Annotated in this window: 16 protein-coding genes and 1 pseudogene; 8 read left to right on the top strand and 9 right to left on the bottom strand. The window is 55.2% G+C overall.

Annotation, left to right across the window (positions count from 1 at the left end; translation table 11 throughout):
• Nucleotides 1-7 precede the first annotated feature (7 nt).
• Nucleotides 8-1,777 carry an aminopeptidase P family protein gene (locus tag AA105894_RS08030; protein ID WP_267311255.1) on the top strand — a complete coding sequence of 590 codons (1,770 nt, stop codon included), beginning with the start codon at nt 8-10 and terminating at the stop codon, nt 1,775-1,777.
• Nucleotides 1,778-1,792: 15 nt separating this feature from the next.
• Nucleotides 1,793-2,815 (top strand): isocitrate/isopropylmalate dehydrogenase family protein, encoded by a 1,023-nt coding sequence (locus tag AA105894_RS08025; RefSeq protein ID WP_267311254.1) that lies wholly within the window; start codon nt 1,793-1,795, stop codon nt 2,813-2,815.
• Nucleotides 2,816-3,302: 487 nt separating this feature from the next.
• On the opposite strand, the gene AA105894_RS08020 is transcribed toward AA105894_RS08025, so the two are convergent.
• Nucleotides 3,303-3,905, bottom strand: a complete 603-nt coding sequence (locus AA105894_RS08020) for a ClbS/DfsB family four-helix bundle protein (RefSeq protein ID WP_304500470.1) — start codon at nt 3,903-3,905, stop codon at nt 3,303-3,305.
• 343 nt (nt 3,906-4,248) lie between these two features.
• On the opposite strand from AA105894_RS08020, the gene mdh reads away from it, so the two are divergent.
• Nucleotides 4,249-5,421: an iron-dependent methanol dehydrogenase gene (gene mdh / locus AA105894_RS08015; protein ID WP_267311253.1), complete on the top strand. Its 1,173-nt coding sequence runs from the start codon at nt 4,249-4,251 to the stop codon at nt 5,419-5,421.
• A 396-nt stretch (nt 5,422-5,817) separates the two neighbouring features.
• Here mdh and AA105894_RS08010 read toward each other — a convergent pair whose 3' ends face one another.
• From AA105894_RS08010 to AA105894_RS07990, 5 genes are all read right to left on the bottom strand, one after another.
• Nucleotides 5,818-6,138, bottom strand: coding sequence for a YrhB family protein (locus tag AA105894_RS08010; protein WP_267311252.1), 321 nt, complete (start codon nt 6,136-6,138; stop codon nt 5,818-5,820).
• Nucleotides 6,139-6,897: 759 nt separating this feature from the next.
• Entirely contained in the window at nt 6,898-7,827 is a 930-nt protein-coding gene (locus AA105894_RS08005) for an NAD-dependent epimerase/dehydratase family protein (protein WP_267311251.1), read from the bottom strand.
• A gap of 12 nt (nt 7,828-7,839) precedes the next feature.
• Complete coding sequence (locus AA105894_RS08000; protein WP_267311250.1) at nt 7,840-8,232, bottom strand: cupin domain-containing protein; 393 nt, start codon at nt 8,230-8,232, stop codon at nt 7,840-7,842.
• Nucleotides 8,229-8,792 carry an RrF2 family transcriptional regulator gene (locus AA105894_RS07995; RefSeq protein ID WP_267311249.1) on the bottom strand — a complete coding sequence of 188 codons (564 nt, stop codon included), beginning with the start codon at nt 8,790-8,792 and terminating at the stop codon, nt 8,229-8,231. Before AA105894_RS07995 ends, AA105894_RS08000 begins: the two co-directional genes overlap by 4 nt.
• Before the next feature lie 254 nt (nt 8,793-9,046).
• A complete protein-coding gene (locus tag AA105894_RS07990) occupies nt 9,047-9,358 on the bottom strand; it encodes a hypothetical protein (protein WP_267311248.1) in 312 nt (103 codons plus the stop codon).
• Nucleotides 9,359-10,466: 1,108 nt separating this feature from the next.
• Between AA105894_RS07990 and AA105894_RS07985 the strand changes: the two are divergent.
• Together AA105894_RS07985 and AA105894_RS07980 are read left to right on the top strand one after the other, a co-directional pair.
• Nucleotides 10,467-10,689: pseudogene (locus AA105894_RS07985) on the top strand (transposase); the annotation flags it as partial.
• A gap of 342 nt (nt 10,690-11,031) precedes the next feature.
• Nucleotides 11,032-11,955, top strand: coding sequence for an aliphatic sulfonate ABC transporter substrate-binding protein (locus AA105894_RS07980; RefSeq protein ID WP_267311247.1), 924 nt, complete (start codon nt 11,032-11,034; stop codon nt 11,953-11,955).
• A gap of 13 nt (nt 11,956-11,968) precedes the next feature.
• On the opposite strand, the gene AA105894_RS07975 is transcribed toward AA105894_RS07980, so the two are convergent.
• Together AA105894_RS07975 and AA105894_RS07970 are read right to left on the bottom strand one after the other, a co-directional pair.
• Nucleotides 11,969-12,703, bottom strand: coding sequence for an ABC transporter ATP-binding protein (locus AA105894_RS07975; RefSeq protein WP_267311246.1), 735 nt, complete (start codon nt 12,701-12,703; stop codon nt 11,969-11,971).
• Complete coding sequence (locus AA105894_RS07970; RefSeq protein WP_267311293.1) at nt 12,703-13,530, bottom strand: ABC transporter permease; 828 nt, start codon at nt 13,528-13,530, stop codon at nt 12,703-12,705. Before AA105894_RS07970 ends, AA105894_RS07975 begins: the two co-directional genes overlap by 1 nt.
• Nucleotides 13,531-13,755: 225 nt before the next feature.
• Between AA105894_RS07970 and AA105894_RS07965 the strand changes: the two genes are divergently transcribed.
• The 3 genes from AA105894_RS07965 to AA105894_RS07955 are packed head-to-tail and all read left to right on the top strand — an operon-like array spanning nt 13,756 to nt 16,564.
• The gene (locus AA105894_RS07965; protein WP_267311245.1) at nt 13,756-14,664 is read left to right on the top strand and encodes an aliphatic sulfonate ABC transporter substrate-binding protein; all 909 of its coding nucleotides are present in this window, start codon (nt 13,756-13,758) and stop codon (nt 14,662-14,664) included.
• Nucleotides 14,661-16,232: an FAD-dependent oxidoreductase gene (locus tag AA105894_RS07960; RefSeq protein ID WP_267311244.1), complete on the top strand. Its 1,572-nt coding sequence runs from the start codon at nt 14,661-14,663 to the stop codon at nt 16,230-16,232. The genes AA105894_RS07965 and AA105894_RS07960 overlap by 4 nt, the downstream gene beginning before the upstream one ends.
• The gene (locus AA105894_RS07955) at nt 16,229-16,564 is read left to right on the top strand and encodes a 4Fe-4S dicluster domain-containing protein (RefSeq protein WP_267311243.1); all 336 of its coding nucleotides are present in this window, start codon (nt 16,229-16,231) and stop codon (nt 16,562-16,564) included. Before AA105894_RS07960 ends, AA105894_RS07955 begins: the two co-directional genes overlap by 4 nt.
• An 809-nt stretch (nt 16,565-17,373) precedes the next feature.
• Here the strand turns inward: AA105894_RS07955 and AA105894_RS07945 are convergent.
• The gene (locus AA105894_RS07945; RefSeq protein ID WP_267311242.1) at nt 17,374-17,769 is read right to left on the bottom strand and encodes an immunity protein Imm33 domain-containing protein; all 396 of its coding nucleotides are present in this window, start codon (nt 17,767-17,769) and stop codon (nt 17,374-17,376) included.
• Between the last annotated feature and the right edge of the window lie 1,027 nt (nt 17,770-18,796).

Below are 18,796 nucleotides of genomic sequence, written 5' to 3'. Positions count from 1 at the left end.
TCGTGAGATGAGCCTCATTCCCCTTGCCAATCGTCAGGCCCTCGTCAGGAAGGCGCTTGAAGCAAGCCATGTTGACGGCTTCTTTCTTCCACGCGGCGATGAATTCATGGGCGAATATGTAGCGCCCTATGCCGAGCGCCTCGCCTGGCTGACAGGGTTTACCGGCTCTGCGGGCATGGCCATCCTGCTGCGTGACAAGGCGGCCGTTTTCTCTGACGGGCGCTATACCAGCCAACTACGCGACCAGGTGGATGCCTCCCAGTGGGAGTGTCTGCATGTCACGAATGAGCCGCCCGGCACGTGGCTCGCTGCAAATGGCAAGGGGCTCAGGATCGGTTATGATCCAAGGCTGGTCAGCGAGGTACAGCTCAACGCCCTGATCGGCGACGGACATGAATTCGTGGCTCTGGACGCCAACCCGATCGACGCGGCCTGGTCGGACAAGCCGCTCCCGCCTGAGAGTGAAGTCCGCTTTCAGGAAGAAGCCTTCAGCGGAGAGGATAGTCTCTCCAAACGACGCAAGATCGGCGGTGCCTTGCGCAAGGCGGGTCAGGAGGCGATGCTTGTCTGCGATCCGACCTCGCTCGCCTGGCTGTTGAATATACGCGGCGACGACGTGCCCCATACGCCGGTCGTTCTCGCTTTTGGCATCCTGCATCACGATGCGTCTCTTGAGGTTTTTGTCGATATCAGCCGCTTCAGCCCGGATGCTGCGGTCTCTTTCCGGGCTGTCTCGATCCTGCCACCTCAGGACCTGCCCGAGCGCCTCAAGGCGCTGAACGGGCAGGTCGTGCGTTTCGATCCGGCCCAGACCGGGCTCTGGTTCATTCAGACTCTCTCCGAGGCCGGAGCAAAGCTGGCCCGCGGGGTCGATCTCTGCGCTCTGCCGCGCGCCTGCAAGAACGAGACCGAGCAGAATGGCGCCAGAAAGGTGCATCTGACCGATTCCACAGCGCTCTGCCGTTTCCTGCATTTCGTAAGCAGGGAGGGCACCGGGCTGCGCGAGACGAGGCTTGCCGAGATTCTCAATGACTTCCGTGCGGCGTCACCTGACTACCACGGCGAGAGCTTCCCTGCGATTTCAGCAGTCGGTCCCAATGCCGCCCTGCCCCACTACCGCGCCCTGCCCGGTGAAGACCGCGTACTGGAAGCCAATCAGGTCTATCTGATCGATAGCGGCGGCCAGTACAGCGCAGGCACGACGGATGTGACGCGCACCATCTGGAATGGCCCGGATGCCCCTCCTGCCGCGCTCTGTGACGCATTTACCCGTGTGCTCAAGGGCAATATCGCCCTTGCGCGCGCGCGTTTCCCCGCTGGCACGACAGGGCACCGCCTCGACGCGCTCGCACGATACGCCTTGTGGCAGGCCGGGCTCGACTATGATCACGGCACCGGTCATGGCATCGGCAGCTATCTCTCGGTGCATGAAGGGCCGCAGAATATCAGCTCCGTTGCACGTCCAATCGGGCTGGAAGCCGGTATGATCCTGTCTGATGAACCCGGCTATTACCTGCCGGGCGAGTATGGCATCAGGCTGGAAAACCTGCTTCTGGTTCGCCCCGCGCCAGTGAAGGCGAAAACAGCTTTTCTCGAATTCGAGGTGCTGGGCTTCGCGCCCTTCGACCGGACGCTGATCATGGCATCGTTACTGGAACCCGAAGAGCTGCGCTGGCTGAATGCCTATCATGAGGATACGCTTGCGCGCATCGGGCCGCTTCTGGACGAAACGGACAGGACCTGGCTCGCTGCTGCCTGTGCGCCGATTACGAACTGACAAAGGAAAGACAGAATGGCTGATCACATGATCCCCGCGACCCTTATCGAAGGCGACGGTATCGGTCCCGAGATCACCGCTTCGGTTGTCGAGATTCTGGCGAAAATCGGGGCGCCTTTCGAGTGGGACCATCAGTCGGGTGGGCTCGGTGCAATCGAGAAATTCGGCGCCCCTCTGCCGCAGCCCACGCTCGACAGCATCCGCAAGACCGGCCTTGCGCTCAAGGGGCCGCTGACGACACCGGTTGGCGCCGGGTTCAAGTCGGTAAACGTGACGATGCGTCAGGAATTCGGCCTTTACGCCAATCTGCGCCCGACGCGCACGGTTGTTCCGGGCGGTCGTTTCGACAAGGTCGATCTGGTCGTCGTTCGTGAGAACATCGAAGGGCTTTATGCCGCCATGGAGCATTATCTGCCCGATGGTGACGACCCCAAGGGTCTGGCCTACGGCGCCGGCTTCAACTCGCGCCGCGAATGCGCCCGTATCGTGCGCTTTGCCTTCGACTATGCCGTCGCCAATGGACGCAAGAAGGTCACGCTGGTTCACAAGGCCAATATTCTCAAGATCTTCAGCGGTATCTTCCTTGAGGAAGGACGCAAGGTTGCGAAGGAATATGAAGGCAAGGTGGCCGTAGAAGAGCGCATCGTCGACGCCTGCGCCATGCAGCTCGTGACCGATCCATGGCAGTATGACGTGATCGTCACCACCAATCTGTTCGGCGATATCCTTTCCGATCTGACGGCAGGTCTGGTCGGCGGTCTGGGCATGGCACCCGGTGCCAATATCGGTCCCGACGCGGCCATTTTCGAGGCTGTGCACGGCTCTGCCCCGGATATTGCAGGCAAGGGTGTCGCCAACCCGCTTGCCATGCTGATGGCAGCCAGCATGATGCTCGCGCATGTGGGACGTCAGGATCTGTCGACCCGCGTCGATAACGCCATTGACCGCGTCATCCGCGTCGACGGCGTGCGCACGCGCGACCTCGGCGGTGAGACCGGCACGGCTGAACTCACCAAAGCCCTGCTCGCCGCGCTCTGAAAGCACGGGGGAGAGAGTTCGCTCTCTCCCCCGCCAGAATTGTCGCTCCTGCACCGAGTGGGCTGAGCGGCACGCCTGGGTCGCCGATAAATGCCCGTCCTTTCGGTTGAAGGCGCGCAAAATCGGCCGCTCTCATCTCTGAAACCGATACTGATGGGCGGGCGCATTGTCCTTCGCCGAGTTGCCATACCAGATGTCATCGCGCTTGCCTGATTGATATCGTATCGGTCTGGGTCCTCCCATAAGTCGCAGCTTCACTCTCCACGGTGGGAAAGCTTCCGTTTCACTGCTGCTTCACAGTGGCAACGCACCAGCGTCCGGCCTGAACCTGTGTTTCCAAACGTACAGCCGTTCCCCCGCCGACCAGTTCATAAGCTCACCATGCTCGCACTTTAGGGCGCAACGCCGGAATGCCTGAATGATACCGGGAAATAGGGACGTGATTTCCGAGCAGGAGGCGCGGGAGGTCATCCTTCCCTCTGCGCTGTCACGCCACATCGCTCTCATTGCGGCTCACGCCCATCACAACTGATGAAGCGTTCTGATTATCCCTGAGCCATTTGCGGATACGGCCTCGCGCGTTTGCATAAGGCGAAGCCGTATTGAACTGGATCATGCGCCCCTTGGACCATTTATCATACCAGGGACGGCTATAGAGCTCTGCGTCGGTTCTGGCGCTGATGGTCGCAATAAGGTGCTGCTTCGCTATGGAGAGACGCTCCAGCAACTCCGGATAGCTGAGATCAGCGTAATCAACATAGAATTTCTGTGCCAGAAGCCGAAGCTGGTTCCATTTGAAACCCGTTTCCGGAAAATCGACGCCAAGGCCTCTGTCATCCCGATCGAGCCATTTGAGAACCAGCAGATTCCATCCAAGCAGATAAGAGACCAGATCTGCAGGGCTTATGACCGTCCCTGCAGCATGCCCAGCGAGCGTCCTGTCGCGGGCAGAGCGCTGGGGAACTCTCGCCAGATCGATCATGAGCTTGTCGAAATTCATACAGAGTGCAGACAGAAGCTCTGCCTTGGATGCTGGAACGTAAATGACGCGTCTCCCTGGCCGAGCCTCTTCTTTCCTCAACGACCCCACAAAGGACCTTACAGTCCAGACACAATCAATACCCCTGGCGGCTGGTCAAACCAGAGGGACACGATGCTGAGTGGAGACAGGCAACGTCTTCCAGACGCCACCATACTGGAAACTGAGAATTTATTTAGAACTAACCAAGTGCTGATTGAACCGCAATTATATATCAAGCAATAATATTATATATAGCTTTTTATATGAAACATTCATCAAGAACTCAATCGAGATTTATTGATGAGGGCTTTGTTGATCATGGAGGCAATTTTGCGCGTTCACTACGCAAGCGGGTGATCGTCGTGCATGGCGCGGGCTGCCCGAAAGCGTTGTCTGACTAGAGGATTTTATCATGGCACATATCGCCCTTGCCGATCACACCGACAGTTTCTTCATCCCCTGCATCACGCTCATAGGCCCCGGCTGCGCGAAACAGGCGGGCGACCGCGCCAAGGCGCTCGGAGCAAAAAAGGCTCTGATCGTGACGGATGCCGGGATGAAAAAACTGGGCGTTGCCGACACTATCTCCGGCTACCTGCTGGAAGACGGTCTTGAAACGGTCATTTACGCGGGAGCCGAGCCCAACCCCACCGACGTCAATGTGCATGAAGGTGTGCGGTTATTTCAGGAGAACAACTGCGATTTCATCGTGTCACTCGGCGGTGGCTCTGCCCATGACTGCGCGAAGGGAATTGGGCTGGTTACCGCTGGCGGTGGCAATATTCGCGATTACGAGGGGCTCGATCGTTCCAAAGTGCCGATGACCCCCTTGATCGCCATCAATACGACAGCCGGCACGGCATCGGAAATGACACGTTTCTGCATCATCACGAACTCGGAAACGCATGTAAAAATGGCAATCGTCGATTGGCGTTGCACCCCGATGATTGCCATAGACGACCCTAATCTGATGGTCGCCATGCCCCCCGCCCTGACTGCCGCAACAGGCATGGACGCCCTTACCCATGCGATCGAAGCCTATGTTTCGACCGCCGCCACCCCAATCACCGATGCCTGCGCCGAGAAGGCGATCACGTTGATTGCAGATAATCTGGCGAAGGCTGTAGGCAATGGTGAAAACATGGAGGCACGGGTCGCCATGTGCTACGCACAATATCTCGCGGGCATGGCCTTCAATAATGCGTCTTTGGGCTATGTGCACGCCATGGCGCATCAGCTGGGAGGATTTTATAATCTTCCCCATGGTGTGTGTAATGCCGTGCTTTTGCCGCATGTCTGCCGGTTCAACCTCATTGCAGCTGCAGACCGCTACGCACGCATTGCGCGCCTTCTGGGCGTACCGACGGATCTCATGAGCCGCGATGAAGCAGCCGAGGCGGCGATTGACGCGATTGCCCTGCTGTCGAAATCCGTTGGTATCCCTTCAGGCCTCGCCAAGCTGGGCGTGAAGGCGGAAGATCACAAGATCATGGCAACGCACGCACAAAAAGACGTCTGCATGTTGACCAACCCCCGCAAAGCCACGCTCGATGAAATCGTAGGCGTATTTGAAGCCGCCATGTGAGCACTTCGTCTCATCCCGTTGCGTCACCGTGACGGGATGAATTCTTTCGTGCTGCCCCTGCCCGTGATTAATCAGGAAATCGAAACCTTTTCCCCTATCGTCTAGGATAACGATAAATCGTGCGCGCTGAAGCCGGTCGAGAAGAGCGTCATCTCAACGCCTTAGATATTATCGTCTTCTGCTGAGTTGACCGCTTATACAGCGCGAGCTTATTTCCGACGTCAGACTTGGAACCCATCATGAAGTCAGGTTGATGTAATTCGACGGAAATCGGAAGCAGAAGCCGATATTCGATCGGTCGATGCTGTCAATGAGAAAGACGCACCAAGTCACGTTACCAAAATGCCTATAAGGCCTTCTTGATATTTTGTTTAATATATTTCTTGAAAAATAATTTCAGAATTGTTTTTTTTGTCTTATATATTCTTCTATGTAGTTGGTGCCTATATTTGAAGAGCCCAGAGCATAGAACTTTTCTGTGAATTTATCCACGATAATTGGCCCCATTCCGAGCAGTAAGTCAGAAAGATCTCCGCTTTCCAAGTATCTTTTAGACTGATAAAAAAAATACCATCCATCCGAGAAACTTCCTGATCTGGATATAGCCAGATCAACGCCCGATTTATTCAAATAAGTCTCAATTTTACCTCTTGCATCATCAAAATCAATCATTTGTTCGTCCTTGGCATTTGGTAATATTTGTAGAACAAAAGTCACGCAAGCCTCCCGGCTTGACCGTCTGGAAAACGGACGTGTCCCTTCTGGTCCACCACGTCAAAAACACGCCCGACCTCTTCTTCAGAACGGCACCGAACATGATACCAAAAGCACGTCTCCAGCCTCCTGCATTTCTTCTACCATCTTATCAGAAGTCGTTGATGATCCGAATTCCTCCTCCAACGCAGCCGTCGATACTCTGCGATTGTAATAAATGTAGGTGGCAGATGCTGTTCGACCTGAGAGGATCGCATCAGGTCACGTCGACAAAAGGCCTATCGGTTTGGGGCAAGGCCGGTTTCACTCCCTGACTATGGAATAACAGGTCAAGAGAACGGGTATTGTACAAGGAGATCTGACGGGTCAGGGATGGGCGATGTTGGGCCCGCTCAGCCGAAGATAACCGCTCGTTTCTCGATGGCATGATGCGACCCTACGAACACTCCTTGCGGCCTTTTTTTGCAGCGCTGCGGAACTCCCTCTTCCTGGCTCTGTCCTATATTTGTGAGAGACATACTCAGCGACCCGCCTAGGGCATCGCTCTCGCGCGTTTTGATCGAGCGACCCACTCGGGGAACAACGACTGTGTTATTGGAAAAGCGGATTTTTCCCCAAATGGGTCTCGCAATCATCTGATATTGAGCATCAAATCAGAGCACTCTTTTTTTGAGTGCCAAGTAAACAGATCGCTCAATGCTGCTTTTCTCACTTCGATACCCGATACCCGATACTCGAAAAACAAATCAGCGCTCGGCCGGATCAACACGCTCTGTTGTCGACGTCATCTAAGAGCCAAGGGGGCTGACGAAAATGAGAAGCAAAAACCGTTCTTGCTTTCCGATTATCGGCCCCTGACAATTCGTTATGGTAGTAGAGGGCTTCCTCACCAAATGTTGCCAGCGTCTTTGACGCCTCAATTGCCTGAGGCGGCGGCCCGCCGAGCCATTTTGCGAACGCGGCAAAAAACCGAGCCGCCTCAATCGGGTGATCATCTACGACGTTGTATCGTCCGGCCGGTGCGGTCAGTGCAGATACAGTCGCCTCTGCTGCGTCATCGACGTGGACGAACGAAAAAACACTGCGCCCAGCGCCGCAAATCGGGCAATTACCATTCCTGATTTTGTCGCTTAACGGGCCTTGGTTCCAGTACCACGTGCCCGGACCGTAAAAGAAACCATAGCGCAGGGCGACCCCCTCCATCGACCTCGCGCCCAGAACCCTACGCTCGAGTTCTGCGTACATTTTCGCGCTTTGTCCTATGTGCCCCGGGGCTGCAATACGAAGTGCCGAAGCCTCGGTCGCAAGCTGCCCTTCCCCGTCAAGATAGAAGCCCGATGATTGCTGGATATAGCGCCTGACACCGAAAGCCTCAGCTGCGGCGAAAAGATTTCCGCCCCCTTCGAGCCTCAATTGCCGGTCGAAGGGCAAACGCTCAGGCATCTCGGCTGGATCGGAAGGCAAAGACGTCAGTTGATCGATAACCACATCAGGACGCACGTCTCGCAACGCGTCAAACAGGCTCTCCCGGTCAAGGGCATTACCGCTTATCGGTGTTGCGCCCATGCTTGTCATAAGGGCGGCGCTGGCTGGCTTGCTCGCCAATCCGTAGGTTTCGAGACCGGCAGCGAGCAGACGTTTGATCAGAGGGCGCCCCAAAGCGCCTGTGGCGCCTGCAACAAATATTTTCATGGCAGAGAACCCTCAGTGTTTTTCCGGCAGGACAAATGGCGTGCCCGCGTCCTTGACGAAAAAGGCCAGAAATTTTGCGGGTTTGGTCTGACTGGCGTTTCGCCCAACGAGATGGACGTCATTTGGCCCTTCAAAAAATGTCTCGCCTTTCGTAAGCGTTACCGCCTTCTGGCCGCGTACCTGCATGACAACCGACCCTTCAAGCACATACACAAAAACCGAAGCATTATGACGATGGATCGGATCACTGCCTCCAGGAGCGTAATCCACCACAAGCATAGCCCCCTCCTTGCCGGGAATGCCGGAAAGATCATGCGTTACCAAGGGCGTCACACGCGTCTCTGCCCGTGCCTGAGCTCCGGCAAGAAGCAGCAGGGCTGAAACTGCACAGAGATATTTCTTCATGATGACCTCGTTATCGTCGTTTTGTTTTTGAGAGATTTGTTTTTGCGTACGGCACCACCGCGACGTGTCTTGATCCTGGTATCGAACCAGGATTGTGCGTCGCCAATAAAATCTGGAGGGGCCTTGTCACGCACCTGCCCGGCCAGGTCAGCGAGCGTGATTTGCGTCAACTCGTGTCGCATCGCTTGTTCGGCGCGCAGCATGGCGGCGTGAATGCCGCAGACGCCCTGGGTTGCCCATCGCGGCGGGTCTTCGGCAAACAAGGCGCATCGGCCTCTGATTTCCTGACAATTGAAAAGGCTTTTCCGCCCTTCAATCACATCAACCACCGCCAGAATGCTGATCTCACTGGCAGGCCGGGCAAGACTATACCCGCCCCGCACCCCCTCGGACGCAACAAGAAGTCCGGCTTTTTCCAGCTTCGGGAGAAGCTTGGCCATGAATGCTGCAGGTATGTCCTGCAGTTCAGCCAGATCGAGACTGCTGACGGGTTCGTTGTTTTCAACAAGCCAGATCAGGCTGTGAAGAACATATTCAGTGCTTGCGCCATAGAGTGCCATAACGCGGACTATATGAGTCTGCGTTTAGATTCGCAAGAGATCTTTCAGGCTTGGTTCCGGAAGTCGCGCCAGAAGGCTCAAGCTCCCGTTACACGAGATTACCCGTCTATTTCGTGGCGCTCATTTGACAGGCGAAGCAGCCGAGACAGCTGTGCCGCGCTCGCCCCGATCTCGAGTTGCACCTGGTGTTGCAGGCGCTCCTTGGCGAACGTATCGCCGGACAAGGTTCGAGCGAATAAACGAAGAAGATTTCACTACAAAAACCGGAAAGATCCCCAGCGATCGGTTCCGATATCTTGCGCCTCGCGGGAAAAGATCTGTTTTCCACCCTCTTTTAGACGAGCGTAACCAGCAACACCCCACCCGGTCTGAATTTTCCCGATCCACCTCCAGAGATCCGCGAAAATATACGTAACCATCAACTCTATTGCCTCAATATCGATTTCATCTGGGGGCGACTTGAAAACGAAAGAGACATGCATGTCATTCCCATTGATATACAGAAATGCGGAGACAAGATTGGGCGTCTCCTCCGTCGACACCGCTTTTCTTGCAGACTCTTCCATTTCGACTTCGTTATGACATATCTCTTCCACCATATCTGGGCTGTTTGAAGTAGAAAAATTACGTTTGTCTCTATCTAAACAGTATTAAATTGTCCCTTAATATCAGGTCACGTCGACAAAATATCTGATCCGATGCCTTGCGGCGGCGGGGTTGAGGACACTCATGGAGGGCATGGGCTGCCTTATCGTAGCGGGTTGCGATACGGCGCATCTGTTTAAGCCTGTTGAACATCCCGCTCGATGCGATTTCGGTGCCGATCACGTTGCCGGTCTGTTTGCTGAAAAGCCTTACGGCCTTTGTGTGATGGAAGAACCAGCAGAATCCCGTGGATCAGAATCGCTTGGCGGAAACAGTCGCTATTGCAGCATGCCATTTAGGAGCAGGCGGCTATCTCCGGCTGGACGGACCTAACGTCCGCGTTCAGAAGGAAGGAGCGGGCCAATTCTTCGACCACTCCTGAAATGTTAGATTGCCTCGTGCCATACCTGTTCTCTCTGCCTGTTATTCCACGGGCAGAAGATGAAACCGGTCTCAGGTAGACCGTATGGGCCTTCTGTCAACGTGACCTAGTGAGAAGTAAAATGAAAATGTATTGCGAGTGCAGTGTTTCTGGGGAGGAGGGGGTACGTGTAATTCTCTCATTCCTCGCTGAGTGCGGTTTTAGAGCGGGTGCTCAATGCGACTTCAAAAAAATCTCCGATGATGGAGAACCAGGCGCGATATTGGATAGCGAAGAGGATGTGATTAGTGAGATCATGGAGAATAATCACAATACTATACTTTGTATAAATATTCTTTCCGATAGTTTGTTTTTTTCAACCGAAAAGAAAGTGGGTCTTATAAGAATTACATTCCATTTTGATGGATGGACCATAAAGGATGTTTCGGATATGTCGTCCTTGCTATTTTCCCGACTTGTGATCCAGACATACAGACAGGTCGATGGGGAGTTCTTCAACGCCTATTTTGAATAATATTGTGTTCGAGCAAAGCTTGGTTATCTTCGCGCAAGGCTTGACGGGGCGGAATTTGAGGGATTTTGCTAGGCTTAGGCCTCATGGATTTGGATAAATAGCTTTGTCCCAAGCTACGCGATGAGGCCAGAGGATGAGCGACCTGTATTGGCTAACGGACGAGCAGATGGCCTGTCTGTCGCCATTTTTTCCCAAAGAGCGATGGCAGGCCACGCTTGGATGATCGGCGCGTGTTGACCGGGCTCACTTTTGTGAACCACAACGACTTGCGCTGGCGGGATACCCCTCGGGAGTATGACCCACCCAGGACACTCTATAATCACTGTGAACGTTGTGGCGCTGCGGCTGCTTTTGCGGGAAAGATAAGCGAGCCAAGACAGTGCCCGTCACAGGCAAAAATATTGCCGCGGCCGCTGACGCGCGTGAATGCAAGTTGATTATCAGAACGAGGCGGCTTTAGCGGCATGATGCGGCGCAGAGTGGAACTGATTGAATACAGTACCGCTCTCACCATATCAGCTTCCCTGCCCCTTGCGATCCTCTGGGTCGACTTAGGCATTGAGGTCGTTCGCCGAATGTCGCCCCTGATCGTGGCGACATCTCTTCCCGGTCAGGCAAAAATCATCTAGACTGAATCGTAGATCTTCTTAACAACCACAAATTATCGTTGTTTTGGTTTTCACGATCGGATTTGCGCGATGACAGTGACAAGACGGGCCACCCTGATCGCAGCGGGCGCCGCCGCACTCTTTCCGTTTGCTGCGAAGGCGGCCCCCGCTCTCCGTATCGGCTATCAGCGTTACAGCACATTGATCGTCACCAAACATCTCGGTCTGATGGAAAAGGCGCTGGCTCCCCACGGCATAAATGTCAGCTGGGCGGAATTCGTGGCAGGCCCGCAATTGCTGGAGGCTCTGGCGGCAGGCGCGATAGATCTGGGTCAGACGGGTGATGCCCCGCCCGTCTTTGCTGAGGCCGCACAGCCCGGCGGGCTGGTTTATCTCGGCTACGAACCCCCGGCACCAGATGCCGAAGCCATTCTGGTGCGCAAAGACAGCGCCATACGGCAGGTGGCCGATCTGCGGGGCAAGCGTATCGCACTCAATCGTGGGTCCAATGTTCACTGGTTTCTGCTGGAGGCCTTGAGGCGCGCCGGGCTGGGCTTTCACGATGTGCATGTCAGCTATCTGACCCCGCCCGCTGCCCGGGCGGCTTTCGAAAATGGTCACATTGACGCCTGGGCAATATGGGACCCGTATCTCTCCAGCGCGCTCAACGATCAGACACGTATCCTGACCACCGCTGAAGGCATAGTGAATAACCGCGAGTTTTTCCTGATCAGCAAAACCTTTGCGCAGCAGCCCCATGATATCGTGGCTGCGGTCTCGAGTACCATCGCTCAGACGGATGAGTGGGCTATGGCGAACAAGGCGCAGGTTGCAGCCCTGTTCGCGAAGGAGACCGGGCTTGCCCTGGATGCCGTAAGCCACGCGCTCTCGAGCCGTTCTTTCGGTTTCCACAGCATGGATCAGTCGATGATTGACGAGCAGATGAATGTCGCCAAAGTCCTCAAGGACTCCGGGGTTATTCCGTCATTGCCTGCGATAGCCCCTTATCGCTGAGCCTATTGCGGGGTCACGATGTGACCCCCAGCGCGTGCAGTAAGCGCTCGCGCAAGGCTTCGAATGCCGGTTCGGCGTGGCGCCTCGGGCGGGCGAGAGGAATTTCGACCTCCGTGCGGATTTCGCCACGCTCGAGAACAAGGGCACGGTCTGCAAGAGCGAGCGCCTCATCGACATCATGCGTGACCAGAAGGACGGCGCAGTCATGACGCTTCCACAGGTCAAGAACCAGCTTCTGCATGCGTAGTCGCGTGAGCGCATCAAGGGCAGCAAAGGGCTCATCGAGCATCAGCAGCTTAGGCTCACGAATGAGGGCGCGGGCCAGTGCGGCACGCTGGGCTTCGCCACCAGACAGGGTAAGCGGCCATGCCTCGAGGCGATGTCCCAACCCGACTTCGTGCAGTATCGCCTCGGCTTGAGCGTTCCATTCCTTGCCATCGAGACCAAGCGTAACGTTATCGGTCACGTTTTTCCAAGGCAGGAGCCGGTGCTCCTGAAAAACGACTGAAACGGCTGAAGGCCGGTCGATCTGCCCCTCCTCCACCGTATCAAGTCCGGCCAGGGCACGTAGCAGGGTGGATTTACCTGAGCCGCTATGCCCAAGAAGCGCGACAAACTCGCCCGGTGCAATATCGAGATTGAGATTGCGCAGGACGGTTGTTTCACCAAAGCGTCTCGTGAAATGGCGTATGCTTACCGCGTTCCCAGCAAGCTCGAATTCGGCCTTTGTCAGGGGGTTCGCGCTCATCAGCGTCTGCCTCCCTGCACTGCCGTCCGCCCGCGCCATCTCAGAAGGCGTCCTTCGGCCAGGCGCACGATCTGATCGGAGAGCAGACCTAGCACGGCGTAGACTGCCAGCCCGACAAGGATGATGTCAGTGCGCAAGAAATCTTCGGCGTCCATCATCATATGGCCAATGCCACTATCGGCGTTCACCTGTTCAGCAACAACAAGCATCAGCCACGAAATACCCACGGCAAAGCGGATACCGACCAGAAGATCGGGCAGCGCTCCGGGTATGATGATATCGCGAATAATCTTCCACCGCGACAAGCCGAGAGTTTTGGCAAGTTCGATCAGCTTCGGGTCGATGCTGCGTATACCTTTGTACAGATTAAGATAGACGGGAAATTTCACGCCCAGAGCCACGAGCAGGATCTTCGGAAGCTCGCCGATGCCGAACCACAGAATGAACAGAGGCACCAACGCCAGAGCGGGCAAGGTACGCGCCATCTGCATCGGCGCATCGACAATGTCTTCTCCAACCCGGGACAACCCGGCAACAAGGGCGAGCGCAACGCCAACGGCAATGCCCAGCACAAGTCCAGCCCCTGCCCGCCCGAGAGAGACGAGCAGATTCTGCGGAAGTGTACGATCCAGAGTGAGCGACCATGCTGTATGCACAATCTGGACTGGAGAGGCGAGCAGGCGCGACGGGATAAGCCCCGCCTGCGCCCCTGCCTGCCAGAGCACCAGAAGCAGGGCCACCGACAGATAGCGCCGGCAGAACCGAAGAAGCCCGCCAGTACTCAGGCTTCGCTGATGCGAGGCAGTGCGCGCGGGAAACAGGTTCATGACCAGCTCGACCATTCCACATTCCTTATGTGTTATTTGTGGATATGCTAGACTTTAATATCATCTCAGTCAGTTAAATTTTTCATATGTCACTCTTGAGCGTATTTTGGCTTCCTCTCGCCGCCGGGGCCTCGCTACGACTGCCCCATGATCTTCAAGCAACGGGTCGCGAGACCTTCCCTTCGCCCTTCCCCGGCGCGTCCATACCCGCGCCTTGCGCATCGCGTGGCTGCATTCGCTGCCCTCGTCGTGGGGGCGACAACATGCGCGGCGCAAGGCGAGACCCTGGTGGTGGCCGATCAGCGCGGCATGCAACGCGCCCTGCTTCAGGCGGCCCATGCTGACAAGGATCTCGGGTTTGACATTCGCTGGGTAGAATTCGACGCTGCAGCACCGCTCCTTCAGGCGCTGGGTGCCGGGGCTGTCGATCTGGGCATTGCAGGTGACGGGCCCTATCTCTTCGCCTGGGCTGCGGGCATTCCGGCCCGCGCTGTCCTGCTTCTGCCGCCACGCGGTGGTGGCCATATGACTGCCATCATTGTACCAGCCCAAAGCCCGGTGCACAGCCTCAGCGATCTGGCAGGGCGGAAAATCGCGACAGGGCGCGGCTCGATCGGTCACCTGCTGGCGCTCAGTCTTTTCGACAGCGCATCAGGAAAGCGCCCTGATTATGTCTTTCTGCCACCGTCACAGGCCAAGTCGGTGCTCGATTCCGGTGCGGTCGACGCCTGGGCAACCTGGGAGCCCTATGTTACGCTCGCCGCTGCCCAGACCGGCGCGCGCGTCGTGGCTGACGGTCAGAATGTCATGCCCAATAATGGCTTCATGGTCGCAAGCACGCGGGCGATAACTGACAAGCATCCGCAGATTGCGGTTTTCCTCAAGCGCATCACGCAGGCCTATGGCTGGGGGCGCGCTCATCCGCAGGAATTCGCTGCACTGCTTTCACATCAGACTGGTCTGCCCCCCGAGGTCGCCAACAAAGTGGCGCAGGAACAGATCACCGCGCCCGGGCCGATCACCAATGAAACGGTCAATGAAGAAGCCCGTGTGATCGCAACCTATCGCAAGGCGCAACTTATCAACCCGTCCCGAAAGCTGGACGACGCGTTTGACCAAAGCTTTGTCCCGTGAATAAGGAAGGGCTCCACCATCATCAGTCGGATATCCTCGTCATTGGCGGCGGATTATCGGGTTGCTGGGCCGCTCTGACGGCGGCGCGTGCCGGTGCACGCGTGCTGCTGCTTGAAAAGGGGTATTGCGGCACTTCTGGCGTTGCCGCACCGGCGGGCCCCGGTCATTGGTGGGTTCCCCCTCTCCCCGGTGCTCGGGAAGACGCAGTAAAAGCCCGCCTCGATAAAGCGCAAGGCCTCGGCGAAGCGACATGGATGCACCGCATCATAGCCCGCACATGGCAGACCCTGCCGGATATCGGCCGCCATTATCAGTATGAGCCCGACGACAACGGTCGGATCCGGCTCAATGCCCTGAGAGGGCCGGAATATCTCAGGGCGCTTCGTACATATTGCCTCGCTGTCGGTGTTCAGATCCTCGATCACTCCCCGGTTTTCGGTCTCTTGCGTGACAAGGCGGGGCGCGTTGCAGGGGCTTACGGCGTCCATTTCCAGGGAGCGCTCGGGCCTTACCGCGCACAAGCTGGTGCGGTCATTCTCGCAACAGGAGGCTGCGCCTTTCAGTCTCGTCTGCTCGGCGCGGCGAATAATACGGGCGATGGGCATCTGATGGCCGCGGAAGCTGGCGCGCAGTTTTCAGGAATGGAGTTTTCATCCATTTTCAGCGTCGTGCCCCATAACACTACCATGTCGCGCGCCATGATCTACAGCTTTGCGCGCTATCTCGACGATGCAGGACAGGAAATTGCACCGGATGCAGAAGGCCAGAGCTTTCTTGGTCTGGCGCGGGCGCTCGCTCGAGGCAGGGTTCTTTGCGATCTCTCGGCGGCTCCAGAGAAGGTCCGCGCTCAACTGCCTCTTATCTCACCCAATGTCATGCTGCCCTTTCGTCGTCAGGGGATAGACCCCTTTCGGGAGCGTTTTCCGATCGATCTCGTTGGCGAAGGGACAATCAGGGGCGTGGGCGGTATCAGACTACGAGGCGAAAACTGGCAGACAGGGGTGCCGGGGCTCTATGCAACAGGTGATGTTGCCTCGCGAGAAAGCGTGACCGGCCCGATCAGTGGCGGTGGGGCCGTCAATGCTGCTTGGGCACTCAGTTCGGGTTGCCTCGCTGCAGAGGCTGCTCTGGCTGAAGGACATGTCAGCACCGGAGAGCTGGAACCATTCACCGATAATGAGGCATGCTCCAACGGGCAAAACGGGTCTGACTCACGAGAGAAAACCATACGCAAGCAAATTCAGGCAGTGATGCTCGATGCCCCCAACCAGCTTTCCCGCAATGCGGGGAGCTTGAGAGCCGCGACAAGTGAACTCGAGAATTGCCATGACAGTCTGACCCATTCGGCGCCTGAAGGCTCCTGGCGGCAGCGGCAACAGCGGCGTGAGACGCAGGCCCTTCTCGCTGTGGCGCGATGGTGCACAGCGAGTGCTCTGGAGCGTACCGAGACGCTCGGCATGCACCGCCGTGAAGATGCGATTACCAAAGCGTCGGATGTTCCCGCCTATCATGTCATCAGTAGCGGGCTGGAGCACGTGCAGTCCCGAAGGGAGGCAGTTCACGCATGATCGAGCTCATTCTCGATGCACAATGCACAGCTTGCGGCGAGTGCGTAACGATCTGTCCAAGCAATGTTTTTGATAGCGGTCCTGGCGGTGTGCCGGTGCTCGCACGTCAACAGGACTGCCAGACCTGCTTTCTCTGCGAGCTTTACTGTGAGACGGATGCACTTTTCGTGCACCCCGACGCCACTGCCACACATGACCCTACCGCTATTGACGTCACAACGGGTGATTATCGACGTGATTCCGGTTGGGGGAGCTGGGCAGAAGACGCGCGGTATCGCAACGAACAGTGGCGAATGGGAGACGTATTCGCACTGGCCCGATCGCGCACTTGAACAATGATCATGCATTGATTGCATAGTAATCGTTCCTGATTACAGCGTTGGGCTCAGGACACGACGTTTAAGGCGAGGCGGATGACTGAGAAGGATACGATCTCGCATCTGTGGTAGCGGGTTGCGACCCGCCGACAATCCCTGAGATTTCCATACATAATGCCGATGCGATTTCGGCGTTCATATTTTCTCTTGTCTTAATTAAGAGATTTTCGCGGGATTTCCGACCTGGAATGCTGGGATTCCTATCTTTCTCTTCCGAAGCGCCCCTGAACCCGTCAGCGTCATACCCGGGATCTCCTGACATCCATTGCGCTGCAGGAAGATTATTCAGCGGGGCAGCGGCCCCGCTTTGATAGCTGATCAGCCCTGCAGTCATGAAAAAGCCGACCGGTCGTCCATTCCAATCGGTGACCGCATACAACCCGGTACTCATTCCGCCTCTGCGCGACCTATCGGGCGGCCTAGATCCCCATCTTCAGCCGCAGGCTTGAACCCGTGCGGAGCGTCTCGAGATATCTCGCATCAATCATAATCCTGTATAGCGACCTCGCCTCACGGATCTAAGAGGTCTTGAAGAAGCAGTGGGTCTGCATCTGGCAGAAGGCGCTGCTGACGGTCCTGCTCGACGGCGTATCTGTAGTGACAGTACCACCGTTAAGCGCTGGAATGCTGGAACAATTGCAATCGGAGGTCGTCTTGATGTTGCCAACGCTTGACCCGACAAACAAGACGATTGTGGTCACAATCACGGCTCCGTTCAGCGTGACGTCGCCAGATGCAATCTCAGAGATGGCGATTATCAATCACTACCGAAGCAGGTTATCGCCATCGAACCAAACATCTTCATAAGTTTCGGTGATCAAGAACCGCCACCCCGGAGCCAAACCAAGATAAGGAACAAGTAAATTCTCCCAAGCCCCCACATGTGAATAGTGAAGTGGAAGAAAGAAATCAGGATCTTTCGATAGAATCTCACCACCCCATATATACCAGCCTGAAGTGTTATGCTCTGGATTAATCCTCATCCCATTTAATGGACGAGTCCCATTTTTCACATTTTGACTTATTCCCACCTTATCATAATCGGATGGCGGAAAAAATTCAGACCCATAACGTTCACATATCTTCTTCTGGACTATTTCGATATTCATTTTATTGCCAACTTCTTTCGCATTTCGCGTGCAAATACGCTCAATCGACATTCTTTGATCGCCATACAAAACGAACAGTAGATTTGGACCAAGTCAACCGGCACCTGCCGTCTAAGGTTTTTTACCCTTTCTGCAATACAGCACAACAAAATTATCATTATGATCGTATAGTTTTCCAGAGCAACCATGAAAAAATGCACACAGTGCTTATCATTCACGCTCACAATTTGGTCATGCACAGATCCCGCCTCGGAAAAACTTTGACAGCGTGAAGAAATGCCCGGCAATGGCTCATAATCTCTTATTGCCTCCTCCCCCCCCGTTTTCCTCGTAACTTTTCTCTGGGAAAAATGCCCATCAGACTACTCATCACCAGGCTCAGGACCCATTGATTTGGCTCCTGAGCCTATGATGTGCATGGTATCGAAGGTCGCCAGACCTATGAGAGAATACACTACTCTCAATATCGAAACTATAGAACGGTTCATGAGGAAACTCGGAGGCGGTGATACAGGGGCATTAACATTTTTCGTTCAGGGAATAGAGACGGACATGCTATCGTAGCTTACAATGACAAGAGCGTTATTCGTTATCTGAGTGGGCAGAAAAGATGAGAAGTAAAATGAACAGAACCTAGAATATAAGTATTCTATATATAAAACCATAAAGACCCACAGATAAGATGATGAAAAATAAAATAACCCTAGACCAAGCCGAGAAAATAGCCAAGAAAGTTCTTTCTTCTTTAATTGACATGCCAAATATAATAAATGAAGAGACAATAATTTTAGATAGATTTATAATACTTGAAAAAAGATTTTGGGTTTTCTTTTGGGATCCAAGAGAAATCAAAACTCAAGATATTTTCGCGTTGCGTAGCGGTCTCTCGTGTTTCGTGAACGACAGAGGCGAAGTGCGGACGTCGTATGACAAAAGAAGGACGCCACAGGATCTTGACGAGTGTGTGGCTGGAATGACCAAATGGGCTGAAAGGACTGAATAGCCTCAATATGCCTTTTGTAAATAGACATTGGTTTTGATTATTATATTCAATAATTATTAAATTATATTATATATT

The organism is Asaia spathodeae NBRC 105894 (assembly GCF_025994195.1).
Taxonomy (GTDB): Bacteria; Pseudomonadota; Alphaproteobacteria; order Acetobacterales; family Acetobacteraceae; genus Asaia; species Asaia siamensis.
Note: the sequence above shows the minus strand (reverse complement) of the source record. Positions and strands in the feature narration are given on the sequence as shown.